Source organism: Actinomadura sp. 9N407 (assembly GCF_044326315.1).
Classification (GTDB): domain Bacteria; phylum Actinomycetota; class Actinomycetes; order Streptosporangiales; family Streptosporangiaceae; genus Spirillospora.
The window spans coordinates 295457-308086 of the sequence record NZ_JBIRAW010000007.1; the positions used below are offsets into that span (position 1 = coordinate 295457).

A 12630-nucleotide genomic window follows, 5' to 3' on the forward strand; every position below is an offset into this window, starting at 1 on the left:
CCGATCCGGCTGGGACCATGAAGCGTTCATCGACGGCGACCGTACGCGTCCTTGGCATGACCATTCCCTTTTTCCTGCTGCTCGTCGGCTGCGGCCGCTCGGAAGGCGACGGGCGGGAAAAGGCGACAGCCTCGCCCGCCCCTCCCGAGCCGCCTGCCGCGTCGTCTCCTGCGCCGCAGGGAACGCCATCAGGTCAGGGGGGCGCCATCGGCGGCGCCGATAACGGGGTAAGGCTGCGGCTGCCGGCGGGCTGGAAGCAGGTGGATCCACTCAAGGACTCCGCCCCCGTCGTCCGGACATCGTTCGGCCTTGACGGCGAGACCGGCCCGCTGATCAGGAGTCTCATGGAACGGCAGGTCCAGCAGGGGACCCTCTTCGCCATTGATACCTCGGTCTCCTCGGGCCTCGCTCCCCATCTCCAAGCGGGGTGCGATCGGGGCGGCGCGGTCGGTGCCTCGCTGGATCAGCTCAAGCGCAAGCAGCAGGCACTGAAGCCCGGTTCACGGATCACCGACCTGACGGTCGGGGGCAAACCTGGATTCAAGGCCACTTACATGTCACAGAAGCGGTCCGGGCACGTCAGCGGCCTGACGGTACGGGTGCCGATCGCCACTGACCGTTTCTGTTTCGTTGACATCGAGGCCAAGCAGGGGGCGCTTCCGGCCCAGGCCGAGCAGATCGCGGCGTCTTTCGAACCGGCCTGACTGCGAACGTGATTTCTGTTTGGGCCTCCGGTTAGGCCCAGGGGCCCGTGTGCGGTGAACCCGCTTTTGGTTGGCTGACCGCTCCGGCCGTTCACTGACCCGGGGGTGGCCCAGTGCTCAGGCGGATGGGGGACCGCGGAGAGGGTTCGCTCTCCTATGTCGCCAGCATCCTGCTCGTGGCGACGATCGCCGCGGCGATCACCGTGGTGGCACTTCCCGACACGGTGGTGGCCAACATCCGCGCCGCGGTGTGCCAGGCGGCCGGCGGGAACGACTGCGGCCCTGATGAGGGCGATGGAAGTTCACCTGGCTCTTCGCCCTCGGCCTCGTCATCCTCCCCAGGCTCGTCCCCGGTCTCTTCGAGTCCTTCGCCCAGTGCTTCGGCGTCGGAGTCTCCTGAGGAGCGGGAGTTGCGGGAGGCCAGGGAGGCGCTGGCGGCGGCTGAGCAGGAGGCGCAGGACGTCGAGGGCGAGTGGGACGAGTTCGATCTGCTGGCCGAGATCGGCAAGATCGGACTGGACTTCCTGGCCGGCGACATCATCGCCTGTGTCGAGGAACCGAACCTGGTCGACTGCCTGTGGGCGCTGGTCGGCCTGGTCCCCTGGGGCAAGATCGGCAAGCTGCTCAAGTCGATCCCCAAGGTCATCAAACTGATCGACCGGTTCCTGGACCTCAAACGCCGCCTGGACAAGGCCCGCAAGGCCCGCAAGGACGCCAAGGACCGCCTCGACGACGCACTCGAGGCCTGCAAGAACCGCAAGGGCGGCAACAGCTTCGTACCCGGCACCCCGGTGCTGATGGCCGACGGATCACGAAGACCCATCGAAGCCGTCGGGGTCGGTGATCTGGTGTGGGCCTCCGATCCCCGCACAGGCCGTGCCGGGCCGTTCCCGGTGACCGCGCTGATCGCTGGGCAGGGCGTGAAGCACCTGGTCGAGCTCACCATCGACCTCGACGGGTGGATCGGTGGCCCGATCGCGCGGATCACCGCCACCACCAACCACCCGTTCTGGCTGCCCTCGGGAGGCTGGACCGATGCCGGGGACCTGATGCCCGGCGACGTGCCGGCCACGCCTGACGGACGCTCGGTGCTGGTGGTCGACACCCTCGAGTACACCCGGACCGGACGGGTCCACAATCTCACCGTCGACGGTCCGCATACCTACTACACCACCGCCGGTGGCGTGGACCTGCTGGTCCACAACGACCCCACTCCCATCCCCGGCGAAGCATGCGGCGTCGGTTCCGGGCCGGGAACGCCCGAGCCGGGCACGCCGGAGTACCAGCAGCGCATCGACGAGCTCAGCCAGGACCCGTCGCACGTCGGCAAGGTCACCCCCCAGCAGATCCGGGAAGCCGAGGTGGGCCTGGAGCTGGAACGCCGGGGAGACCTGCCCGGACCCATCAAGCGGGCGCCTAAGATCAATGGCAAGGACACCGGGGAATTCGTGGACGCGAACGGCCAGCACTGGGATATCAAGGGGTTTACCGATATCTACCAGGGCGGGCCGAAGAAGGGACAGCCGATGCCTCCGAATGCGCGAGGCAGGTACGATCGCCAGGAGGCGATCTCGGCGATCAACCACGAGCTCGCCCAGAACCCGGTGGAGAAGGTGATCCTCGATCCGAAGAACCTCTCGCCCCAGGCCCTGCAGGACCTCAGGGATCTGGTGGCCTCGAAGCCGGAGTGGCAGGGGAAGGTGATCTTCTTCTGACGCGGGACCGTGTCGTGTCGAGGGACGGTGTGCGTGCGTGGCCGGTGGACGCGGATGCTCGCCGGGCGCTGGAGGCCTACCTGGACGCCGTCCCGGAGGGTGCGCGGGTGATTCCGGAGGCGCTCGATGGCGCTTATCTGGATTTCACCGGTGCCGATCTGACGTTGCTGGTGCTGGGGTCGGCGAACCTGTTCGGTGGGTGCCTGCGGGGAGTGCGCCTGGTCGGGGCCGATCTCAATCGTGCCCTGCTCAATGCTGCGGATCTGTCGGACGCCGATCTGTCCGGCGCCTGGTTGCTGAAGGCCGACGGGACCCAGTGCCTGGCCGAGCGGGCCCGTTTCGCCGACGCCGATCTCACCAAGGTGATGTTCCCGCGCGCCGAGTTGCGGGAGGCCGATCTGCGCGGCGCGTGCCTGGATCGCGCCTTCCTGGCACGGGCCGATCTCCGGGGGGCGGATCTGCGTGCCTGCTCGTTCGGCGAGGAAGGCGGTGTCACGTCCTTGGACGAGGCCAGGCTCTGGTCGGCGAGGCTGGACGGCGCCCACGGCCGTGTCTGCGGCCCCGTCGACGTCGGCGAACGGGAACCCCGGCTCCTTGACGGGCCCGAGGCGGCCGCCTGGTTCAGGCGACACGGCGCCCCGGAAGTCGAGATCGCCTGAACGTCCGGCCCGGCCGGCGATTCTCATTAGCACACTTTTCAAGTGCAGGCCGACCAACTCGGCCCCGGAAGTCCGGCGGCTGCCACGCCCCAGGATGGCCGTTGCTGCTCAACCAGCGGGTTTCGCCTGGTCAGACACTCTAACGAGGCTCGAGTGGAAGGCCTGCTGGCGGCATGCCTCCGCCCCACATGGCCTGATGTGGTCAATCGAGAGTGAGTGTCGTCCCATCCGGGCGGCGGCGGCGTCTCAAGGGGTGATTTCACCTGAGGGGTGGCCGGTGTGAAACGGGCACGACGGCAAGGGCCACGGGGCCCCATTGTTGAGCCTTCATCGACTATTGCCCGACCGCCGCTATACCGACCATCGGTAATGCGCATTGCGGTGGGCGTGAAGGTGCGCGAGAGCGTCGCAAAGTGGCCTCGCCCGCGATGCGGGCGAGGGTGTCCGCACGAACCCACTCGTGCCCCGCGGGCGGGCACCGGGACGGCGGCCGGACGGCACTGTGTAACGCTTTCGTCGACCAGAATTCATCCGACCTCGCCACCGTTCCGCCGGGAGGCGGATCGTGGCCGAGTCTCCGCGGGCCGTGTCCTGGCGCGAGTGATCATTACGGAGGTCACGGTGGCAATCGAGGCAAGCGTCACCGTCCGGAGCCACGGAGATCAACTATGATGCATGGCCAGGGGAGGGGGAAATGTCGCTCATGGTGCTACCAGGCCGCCCGTACGGCACCCAAACCTCTTGAATCATGGTTGGTCGCACGGCTAGGGTCTTTTTGGATTTATGTAAATTCATCTCGCTCACATGTTCGTACACTTAACGGAGAGTCACGAAACATGGAACGGCTCGTGATGCCCCAGAGGGCACGGAAGATCGCATGACCGCGGTCGTGCTCGTGGGCGAGCTCCCCAGCACGGGCATCATTCCGGAGCCGGTGGCATGGCGCGTCGCCGACTCCGCGGCTCCCGAGGCGACGCTCGCCTTCGTCCAGCAGACGGCAGGGGCGTTGCAGCAGCACGGCGCGGTCCTGGTCATCTATCCGGCCTGGCGCCCGCAGGCGGCCGTGCGGCTGGTACGGCAGGCGCGCGCGTTCCTGTCGACGGACCGGATCGCCGCCATCCCGCTGGATCTCCCGCCGCTGGCCCTCTCCCTCATCGCCGACCAACTCGCCTTCATGGCCCCCCACGTACGGCCTGGACTTCTGGCCAGCCTCGTCCAGGTCCTGGCGGATCGCCTGTACACGGGAGCGTGGGTCAGCAGCGTCGCGAAGCTGGAGCACGTCCAGACCGGTCTCGGGCAGCACATGGCCTCCCTGATGCCCGGCAGCGGCTTCATGGTGGCGGCGGTGCCCAAGCCGGTGGTGCACCGGGTGACGGCGGCCAAGCCCGTTCCCGAGATCGGCCATCGCCCGCTCGACCCGGTGCTGATGCTGGCCGCCCACGAGCACGGGGATGTGAACTGGCTGCAGGACAGGCTCAAGCCGGAGCTTCGTGTGGTCACGCTCACCTACGTCTCGGCCCAGCCGCTCAGCACCCGGTACTGGGGTGCCAAGAAGTACGCCGAGTTCGTCGCCTTCAGCGGTCATCCGCGGGATCTCCATCTCGCGATGCAGTCGGCCGACTGCACACCCTGCCCATGGTGCGAGGAACCGACCGCGCTGGCCATCTGCCCGTTCTGCTCGCGAGTGCAGGACCGGCCCGTTCCCGGGCCGGTCGGCGCTTCCGCCGCTCCCGGGCCGGAACCCGTGCGGGCCGGGGCCACCCGTCCTCAACCTACGCCGCCTTCGCCGGCGGTACCGGCTCCGGAGCGGGTACCGCTGCCCTTGGCGGCTCCGACGCCCGAACCACCGCGGCCACCGGCCCCGCATCCCCAACCGCCCCAACCGGCCCCACCCGCGGTGACGGCTCCGCAGCGAACAGTGGCTCCCTCCCCGCCCCCGCTCCCGCCCCCGCGGCCCCCGGCTCCGGGAACGCCGCCGCCCGCTCCCGGTCCGCCGCACTCGTTCGGTGGGCCGGAGGCGCCCCCCACCGCGCCGCAGCCGGTTCCCCCGCCGGACCGGCGCCAGACCCCGGATGACGGGGACGCCGCCGGACCTTCCCGGGCGGGGCCCCCGGCCACGGACTTCGCCCTGCCGCGGGGCGGACGTGTGGTGGACGCCCCGCCCGCTCCGGACGATCCCGAAGGCCGCCGGGAAGGGGCCCTGAACGGGTCCCGGCGAGCGGCCCCTCCTCCGGAGCCGGAGGAACAGCCGCCGACGGACCCCGATGAGACCACCCGTACGGGCACGATCGAGTTCCGCCCGCTCCGGAACCGCTAGAACCGCAGGACTCTGTAGGAACGGAGTGACATGAACCCCCGCCAGCGACGTGGTGTGCTGTTGATGATCCTGGCTGCCCTGGGAGCCGTTTTCGTATTCGTCACAGTGCTCGGATACGTCGGCAAAGTACAGGCCGATGCCGATGCCGCGGTCGGTGATATGACGGCGGTCCTGCAGGTGCAGTCGCCGATCGAGGCGTTCCAGCCGATCAGTGCCGCCCAGATGAAGCAGACGCAGGTGCCCAAGAAATGGGCGACGGCCGCCTTCATCACCAACATCGCCGACCTGCAGGGCAAGGTGGCCGCCGGCAGTATCCCCAAGGGCGCCTACCTGCAGCAGGGCATGCTCCTGGACGCGCCGCAGCTGAGCCCCGGCCAGCGGGAGATCGCGATCATGATCGATGCGGAGACCGGTGTGGCGGGCAAGGTCATGAACGGCTCGATCGTGGACGTGTACGCGACGTTCGACTCGACCCAGAACGGCCGCGAGGTCACCGCCGCCTGCGCGGTGCGCGTCTTGAACCGGGTCCAGGTCATCAACGTCGGGAGGGTCCAGGCGGGAACCCGCGAGGGCAGCGGAGGCGGCGGCGGGCAGGACAACGAGCCCCGCCAGGCCGCCGCGTCGGGGTCGGTGTTGCCGGTGACGTTCGCGCTGGACTCCGACCAGACACTGAAGCTGACCTACGCCGAGAGCTTCGCCAACAAGGTGCGGCTCGCCCTGGTCGGCGGGGCACAGGATGCCAAGCCGCCGTTCAACCGGCTGTGCGAGACCCCGCAGGCCACCGGCACGCAGGCGAACCGATGAGCGTCCAGGTCCTCATCGGAACGGGCGATCCGGCGCTGGCCGCGCAACTGCGCACCCAGATCGCCGAGCTGGCCGACATTCACGTGGTGGGCGTCGAGGCGGACTCCGACTCCGTGCTCGGCATGGTCGGCTCGCATGACGAACTCGACATCGTCCTGCTGGACGACGACCTCGGCCCGAACTCCGGCCTGCATCTCGTCCGGGAGATCGCGATGCGGCGACCGCATGTCGCCGCGGTCCTGCTGAACGACCAGCTGGACGAGGAGGTGCTCGCCCGCGCGCTGGAGGCGGGCGCGCGCGGGGTGCTCGGGCGCACGCCCAGCCTCGATGAGCTCAGTTCACGGTTGCTGGCGGTGGCCGAGTGGTCGCGCGGTGTACGGCGCTGGCTCGGCACCAGCGATGTGGGTGGACCTGAGGTCGGCGGGCGCCGTGGGCGAATTCTGGCGGTGGCGGGTGCGAAGGGCGGCACTGGCACCACCACCATCGCGGTGCAACTCGCCCTGGCCGGGGTACGGGCCGGCTCCTCGGTCTGCCTAGTGGACATGGACCTGCAGACCGGGGACGTGGGCACCTATCTCGATCTGGTGCACCGTCGCAGCATCGCCGATCTCGTCAGCGTCTCCAACGAGATCACTGGGGCGATGCTCGCCGACGTCCTGTTCGTGCACGAGGCCGGGCCGCACGTGCTGCTGGCCCCGCAGGAGGGCGAGAAGGCGGAGGACGTGACCTCGTCCGCGGCCCGGCAGATCATGGGCGTGCTGCGGTCGCGGTACGACATCGTCATCGTCGACTGCGGCGCCTTCATGACCGAGGGGTCGGTGACCGCGATCGAGGCGGCCGACCGCGCGATCATCACGGTCACCCCGGACCTGCCGTGCCTGCGCGCGGCCAAGCGGCTGGGACAGCTCTGGAAACGGTTGCGGGTCCGCAAGCAGGAGGACATCGCCGTCGTGCTGACCCGCCAGTCCCGCAAGGACGAGATCCAGCCGGACTTCGCGGCCCGGATCCTCGGCATGACGCCGCTGAAGACCACCGTGCCGCCCGCGTTCCGGGCGCTGGAGAAGGCGATCAACAACGGGGCACCGCTCCGTGTGGACCATGACGGATTCCGACGCGCGATGAGCCAACTCGGTGCGGAGCTCGGCATCCTCCCGGCCACCGCCATCCAGCCCCGCGGTGCCCCCAAACGCGCGAAGGCGGAGGCGACATGATCCGGCGCCGCCGCGCGAGGCAGGTACCTCCCGACGCGGGGGTCGTGGAGTTCACCGGTCTGCTCCCGCTCATCCTGGTGACCGTCCTGATCGTCTGGGAGGGGTTCCTGCTCGGGATGTCGGCCACGTACGCCGGTCACGCCGCCAACGAGGGTGCGCGGGTGGCCGCCGTGGGCGGCGGATATGACGAGGTCGAGCGGGCCGCGGTGAAACGGATCTACGGGGCCTGGGCCGACGAGGAGAACATCGAGGTCGTCTATCCCGGCGGCGAGCGCTGCAGCCCGGTGCCCCTCCACAAGGATTGCGGCTATGTCCGGGTCAGCATCAAGACACCGCTGCTGATCCCCGGCGTCGTGCTTCCGACGCGGGTGAGCGCTCGGGCCAAAGTCGTGTACGAGGGGGTGCGATGAAGAGGGACCGCGGAACCGCCGCCACCGAGTACATGGCCACCATCGGGCTCTTCCTGTTCGTGGTGGTGGCCTGCTTCGAGGCCTACGTCGCGTTCAGCGTGATCGAGAAGGTGGAGGAGGCGGCGCGTACCGGCGCCCGGGTCGGCAGCATGCGCGGCGCGTCCGCCGGCGAGGCGGCCGCCCGGCAGGTGATGCCCGGCTGGCTCAACAGCAACCGGGTGACCGTACGGCAGGACGGCGACAACGTGGAGTGCGTCATCTGGGCGAAGGTGCCCGTGCTCGCCAAGGGCGTTCCGATCGACATGTCCGTCACGCGCAAGGTCGAGATGCCGGTGGGAGGGTGAGTCATGGGTCTGCGTAACCGGATGGAGAACGGGGACGGCGACGATACCCGCCAGGCCGTCGGCGCGAACATCTCGCACTGGCGCAAGCGGTTGCTGGAAGAGGTCAACCTCGACGATCTGGCGATGCTCGATCTGGCGCAGCGGCGGGCGCGCCTGGAGAAGGTGGTCGGGCACATCCTCACCCGTGAGGGCCCGGTCCTCTCGTCGCGTGAGCGCACGATGCTCATTCGCCGGATCGTGGACGAGGCCCTCGGGCTGGGGGTGCTCGAGCCGCTGCTCGCCGATCCGACGGTCACCGAGATCATGGTGAACGGTCCCGACGACGTGTACGTGGAGCGGGCCGGCCGGCTCAGCCGGATCGATCTGGGTTTCGCCAGCGAGGCGCAGCTCTACCAGACGATCGACCGCATCGTGGCGCAGGTGAACCGGCGGGTGGACGAGTCCAGCCCGATGGTGGACGCGCGGTTGCCGACCGGTGAGCGGGTGAACGTCATCGTTCCGCCGCTGTCGCTGGTCGGTCCGGTGATCACGATTCGGCGGTTCCCCCGCGCGTACCAGATGCACGAGCTGGTGGGCATGGGGACGCTGGACCAGATGAGCGCGATGCTGCTGGCCGCCCTGGTCAGGGCGCGGCTCAACATCGTCGTGACCGGGGGTACCGGTACCGGCAAGACGACGTTCCTGAACGCGCTGTCGGGATTCGTTCCCCCGAGTGAGCGGATCGTCACCATCGAGGACTCCGCCGAGCTGCAACTGCAGCAGGAACACGTGATCAGGCTGGAGTCCCGCCCGCCCAACATCGAGGGCGAGGGCGCGGTCACCATCCGCGACCTGGTGCGCAACTCGCTGCGGATGCGGCCCGACCGGATCATCGTCGGTGAGGTTCGCGGTGCCGAGACGCTCGACATGCTGCAGGCGATGAACACCGGTCACGACGGCTCACTGGTGACCGTGCACGCCAACTCGGCCGAGGACGCGATCTACCGGCTGGAGACGCTGGCTTCGATGAGCGAGGTGAAGATCCCGTACGAGGCGGTTCGCGACCAGATCGCCAGCGCCGTCGACGCGATCGTGTTCCTGGAGCGCGGGCCGGACGGGTCCCGCCGGGTCAAGGAGATCGGGGCCATGGTGTCGGGCCGCCGGGAGGAGTTGCGCTTCACCAGCGTCATGCGCTTCGAGCAGGAGCCGGTCGGCCTGGACCGGGTGGTGCGGGGCCGCTTCGCCCACTACCCGCTGCCCGAGGGCCTGGTGACCCAGCTCATGTTCGCCGGCGAGGCGATCCCGCCGGTGTTCGGCGCGGCCGGCGAGAACGGCCACCCGCCCGAGTGGAGCCCCTCGCCTCCTTCCGGGTCCGTGCCTCCGCCCGGGGCCGTGCCTCCCGGAGGTCCGCCGCACGCCGGATCCCCACCGCCCTCTGGCCCTCCGGCCGGGAACGGGAGCTGAGATGAACCTTCCCCTCATCCTGCTGGCCCTTCTGGTGGTGCTCGCGCTGGTGGTGTGGGCCGCCTGGGAGTTCGGGCGCGGCCTCGACCAGCGCAAGGAACAGGCCGTCCGGGGCGCGCGCGGTTACGAGGACCGCCGGATGGCGACCGCTCTCGACCGCTGGGACGCACGGCTGCGCCGGACGACGCTGGGGCGCCAGGTGTCCCGCCGGCTGCTGGCCGCGGGAGTGCGCATCCGCCTGTCGACCTTCGTCTTCGGGTTCGGCGGGGCCGCGCTGGTGATCATGGTGGTGCTGGGCCGGTTCCTGTCCCCGTTCCTGGGGGTCGTCCTCGCCGCCGGGCTCGGCGGGGCGATCTTCCTCTACCTGCGCCACCAGGAGGACCGGCGGCGCGAGGAGTTCGTCAGCCAGCTGCCCGAGCTGGCGCGGGTGCTGGGCAACGCGGCCGCGGCGGGCCTGTCCATCCGGACGGCGATCGAGATGGCGGCCGACGAACTGGACGAACCCGCCCGGACCGAGCTCACCCGTACCTCCGAAGGGCTGCGCCTGGGCCAGGGGTTCGACGAGGCGATGGTCGAGTTGCGGCACCGGTTGCCTTCGCGGGAGCTGGCCGTGCTGGTGAGCACCCTGGTCGTCTCGGCCAGGTCCGGCGGCTCGCTGATCACCGCGCTCCGCAACATCTCGACCACGCTGGAGGAACGCAAGGAGACCCGGCGCGAGGTCCGGACGATCCTCGGCCAGTCGGTCGTGGCCGGCTGGGCGATCGGCGGGCTGGGCCTGATGCTGCTCCTCGGGATCGCGGCGTTCCAGCCGGCGACGCTCGACCGGATGACCTCCTCGCTGGGTGGGCAATTCGTCCTGGTCGCCGTGCTGGCGCTGTTCAGCACGGCCCTGTTGCTGATCCGCCGGATGACAAGGATCGACGTGTGATGCCGCTGTTCATGTCCCTCGCCGCCGGCCTGTTCGTCCCGCTCTTCGTCTGGGGCTACCACCTCAAAGCCTCCGGCCGGCCGGCCCCGGCCGACGTCGAGGTGCAACTCAAGAAGAAACGGGCCCCCGAGTTCGGACCCTTCGGTTCGATCATCAACCCGATCGGCCGGCCGTTCGCCTCGCCGGTGCTCGGCCTGATCACCGGACCGGGCAAGAGCCGGCTGCGGCGGCGGATCGACCGGGCCGGCCGGCCGGCCGGGCTGACCCTGCAGGGCTACGCCGCGAACAAGGCGGGCTGCGTCCTGGTCTACGGCTCGGTGGGCGCGCTCGGGATGATGGCCGGCCAGGGCCTGGTCGGCGCCGTGCTTCTCGTCATCGGGCTGCTCCAGACCGACATCGTGCTGTGGAATCTCAGCCGCGAGCGCCAGCAGGAGATCCAGCGCCAGCTGCCGGACTTCCTGGACGTGCTGACCGTGACCGTGGCGGCCGGGCTCGGTTTCCGGCACGCCCTGGCGCGGGTCGCCGAGAGCATGCCCGGCCACCTGGCGGACGAGATGCAGCTGGCACTGCGGCAGATGGAGCTGGGGACCCCGCTCCGCAGCGCTTTCGAGGAGCTGCGCCAGCGCAACGAGAGCGAATCGCTGGCCAGCTTCGTCACCGCCATCCTGCAGGCCGAGGAACTGGGCGCGCCGCTGGCCCGGGCGCTCACCGAGATCAGTGTCGACATGCGCCGGGACGCCTTCCAGTACGCCCGGCGGCGGGCGCAGCGCGCCGACCCGCAGATCACGCTCATCGTGACCTTCCTGATGCTCCCCGCCATGATGCTGCTGATCGTCGCCATGATGTGGTACGGAACCGACGGGTCGTTCGGCGATGTCTTCGGCTGACCCGCTCGCCGTGCCACGGCTCGGGGCGACGTTCCGCCTGCTGATGCAGGTACGGATCCTGGTCGCGATCGTGTCGCTCGTCCTGATCCCCGGGAACCGGCAGACGGTCAGCGGTGTGCTGATCCTGATCGGGGTCGGACTGCTGTCCGCGCTGGCGCTGTTCTCTTGGCAGCAGCTCGTGCCACCGCTGCTGAAGTATCCGGTACTGCTCGGGTTCGATGTCTTCGCCGCCTACACGGTGCTGCAGATCGGCGGCGTGACCGGTCCCTTCTTCCTGTTCACCGTGGTGACGTCGGCGGTGGCGGGGCTCCTGCACGGCAGGAACGGCATGCTGCTGTTCTGCTCGCTGCAGATCTTGCTGTACTACACGGCCGCTGTGGGGGCCAACGGTGCGGAGCTGATCAACTTCCAGACGACGGTGGCAATGCCGGGCTTCTATCTGATCGCCGGTTTCGTCGGCATCGGCCTGCGGCGGTTGTACGACCAGCAGGCGGTGGCGGACGGCGCCCGGCACCGGGCCGAGGTGTCGGCCGCGGCGGCGGAGGAGCGCGCCCGGCTCGCCCGCGAGATGCACGATTCGCTCGCCAAGACCCTCCGTGGCATCGCGATGTCGGCCGAGGCGCTGCCCGCGTGGGTGACCCGTTCGCCGGCCCGTGCCCAGGACGAGGCCCGCCGGATCGCCGAGGCCGCCGAGATCGCCTCCAGGGAGGCCCGGCAGCTCATCGAGGACCTGCGGGACGAGGTCTTTCAGCAGCCGCTCGCGCAGGGGCTGGAGAGTATCGCGCGCGACTGGGCGGACGAGACCGGAACGGCCCTGTCGATCACCATCGACGCGGCGGCGGACCTGCCGGTGCGGGCGCGGTACGAGGTGGTCGCGATCCTCCGGGAGGCCCTGGAGAACGTCAGGCGGCACGCGGAGGCCACCGCCGTCCAGGTCTTCCTGCGGAACGACGACGATGGCCTCGTGCTGAGCGTCCAGGACGACGGGCGGGGGTTCGAGGCCGCCGACGGGTTCGGACGCTTTGCGCGTAAGGGGCATTACGGGCTGGTCGGGATGGGGGAGCGCGCGCACAGCGTCGGCGCCTCGCTGTCGGTGGATTCGCGGCCGGGCGGCGGTACGACCGTCACCATCGGGGTGCCCGAGGCGCTCGGGCCGGCCGCCGAGCGCACCGATCTCGAGGTGGCCTGATCCGAATTTCAGAGCGAAC

The 12630-nt window shown here is 69.7% G+C and carries 12 protein-coding genes; all 12 read left to right on the top strand.

The window, feature by feature from the left end; translation table 11 throughout:
• The first annotated feature begins 17 nt into the window (after positions 1–17).
• Positions 18–704: a hypothetical protein gene (locus tag ACH34Q_RS14075; RefSeq protein ID WP_395983316.1), complete on the top strand. Its 687-nt coding sequence runs from the start codon at positions 18–20 to the stop codon at positions 702–704.
• 410 nt (positions 705–1114) lie between these two features.
• Positions 1115–2419 carry a Hint domain-containing protein gene (locus tag ACH34Q_RS14080; RefSeq protein WP_395983317.1) on the top strand — a complete coding sequence of 435 codons (1305 nt, stop codon included), beginning with the start codon at positions 1115–1117 and terminating at the stop codon, positions 2417–2419.
• A gap of 107 nt (positions 2420–2526) precedes the next feature.
• On the top strand, positions 2527–3078 hold the full coding sequence (locus ACH34Q_RS14085) for a pentapeptide repeat-containing protein (protein ID WP_395983318.1): 552 nt from the start codon (positions 2527–2529) through the stop codon (positions 3076–3078).
• Positions 3079–3955: 877 nt separating this feature from the next.
• Positions 3956–5395, top strand: coding sequence for a hypothetical protein (locus ACH34Q_RS14090; RefSeq protein WP_395983319.1), 1440 nt, complete (start codon positions 3956–3958; stop codon positions 5393–5395).
• A gap of 63 nt (positions 5396–5458) precedes the next feature.
• Positions 5459–6199 (top strand): Flp pilus assembly protein CpaB, encoded by a 741-nt coding sequence (gene cpaB / locus ACH34Q_RS14095; RefSeq protein ID WP_395983320.1) that lies wholly within the window; start codon positions 5459–5461, stop codon positions 6197–6199.
• Positions 6196–7410, top strand: a complete 1215-nt coding sequence (locus tag ACH34Q_RS14100; protein WP_395983321.1) for a CpaE family protein — start codon at positions 6196–6198, stop codon at positions 7408–7410. Before cpaB ends, ACH34Q_RS14100 begins: the two co-directional genes overlap by 4 nt.
• On the top strand, positions 7407–7820 hold the full coding sequence (locus tag ACH34Q_RS14105) for a TadE/TadG family type IV pilus assembly protein (RefSeq protein ID WP_395983322.1): 414 nt from the start codon (positions 7407–7409) through the stop codon (positions 7818–7820). The genes ACH34Q_RS14100 and ACH34Q_RS14105 overlap by 4 nt, the downstream gene beginning before the upstream one ends.
• Positions 7817–8164 carry a TadE/TadG family type IV pilus assembly protein gene (locus tag ACH34Q_RS14110; protein WP_395983323.1) on the top strand — a complete coding sequence of 116 codons (348 nt, stop codon included), beginning with the start codon at positions 7817–7819 and terminating at the stop codon, positions 8162–8164. The genes ACH34Q_RS14105 and ACH34Q_RS14110 overlap by 4 nt, the downstream gene beginning before the upstream one ends.
• Positions 8165–8167: 3 nt before the next feature.
• Positions 8168–9607 (top strand): CpaF family protein, encoded by a 1440-nt coding sequence (locus ACH34Q_RS14115; RefSeq protein WP_395983324.1) that lies wholly within the window; start codon positions 8168–8170, stop codon positions 9605–9607.
• Position 9608: 1 nt separating this feature from the next.
• Positions 9609–10535 carry a type II secretion system F family protein gene (locus tag ACH34Q_RS14120; RefSeq protein WP_395983325.1) on the top strand — a complete coding sequence of 309 codons (927 nt, stop codon included), beginning with the start codon at positions 9609–9611 and terminating at the stop codon, positions 10533–10535.
• Complete coding sequence (locus tag ACH34Q_RS14125; RefSeq protein ID WP_395983326.1) at positions 10535–11422, top strand: type II secretion system F family protein; 888 nt, start codon at positions 10535–10537, stop codon at positions 11420–11422. Before ACH34Q_RS14120 ends, ACH34Q_RS14125 begins: the two co-directional genes overlap by 1 nt.
• Positions 11409–12611 (top strand): sensor histidine kinase, encoded by a 1203-nt coding sequence (locus ACH34Q_RS14130; RefSeq protein ID WP_395983327.1) that lies wholly within the window; start codon positions 11409–11411, stop codon positions 12609–12611. The genes ACH34Q_RS14125 and ACH34Q_RS14130 overlap by 14 nt, the downstream gene beginning before the upstream one ends.
• Positions 12612–12630 lie beyond the last annotated feature (19 nt).

Excerpts from the sequence above, each read along its gene's own strand:
- ACH34Q_RS14075 (WP_395983316.1), top strand. The coding sequence starts at position 18 with ATGAAGCGTTCATCGACGGCGACCGTACGCGTCCTTGGCATGACCATT.
- ACH34Q_RS14090 (WP_395983319.1), top strand. The coding sequence starts at position 3,956 with ATGACCGCGGTCGTGCTCGTGGGCGAGCTCCCCAGCACGGGCATCATT.
- cpaB (WP_395983320.1), top strand. The coding sequence starts at position 5,459 with ATGATCCTGGCTGCCCTGGGAGCCGTTTTCGTATTCGTCACAGTGCTC.
- ACH34Q_RS14100 (WP_395983321.1), top strand. The coding sequence starts at position 6,196 with ATGAGCGTCCAGGTCCTCATCGGAACGGGCGATCCGGCGCTGGCCGCG.
- ACH34Q_RS14105 (WP_395983322.1), top strand. The coding sequence starts at position 7,407 with ATGATCCGGCGCCGCCGCGCGAGGCAGGTACCTCCCGACGCGGGGGTC.
- ACH34Q_RS14110 (WP_395983323.1), top strand. The coding sequence starts at position 7,817 with ATGAAGAGGGACCGCGGAACCGCCGCCACCGAGTACATGGCCACCATC.
- ACH34Q_RS14115 (WP_395983324.1), top strand. The coding sequence starts at position 8,168 with ATGGGTCTGCGTAACCGGATGGAGAACGGGGACGGCGACGATACCCGC.
- ACH34Q_RS14120 (WP_395983325.1), top strand. The coding sequence starts at position 9,609 with ATGAACCTTCCCCTCATCCTGCTGGCCCTTCTGGTGGTGCTCGCGCTG.
- ACH34Q_RS14125 (WP_395983326.1), top strand. The coding sequence starts at position 10,535 with ATGCCGCTGTTCATGTCCCTCGCCGCCGGCCTGTTCGTCCCGCTCTTC.
- ACH34Q_RS14130 (WP_395983327.1), top strand. The coding sequence starts at position 11,409 with ATGTCTTCGGCTGACCCGCTCGCCGTGCCACGGCTCGGGGCGACGTTC.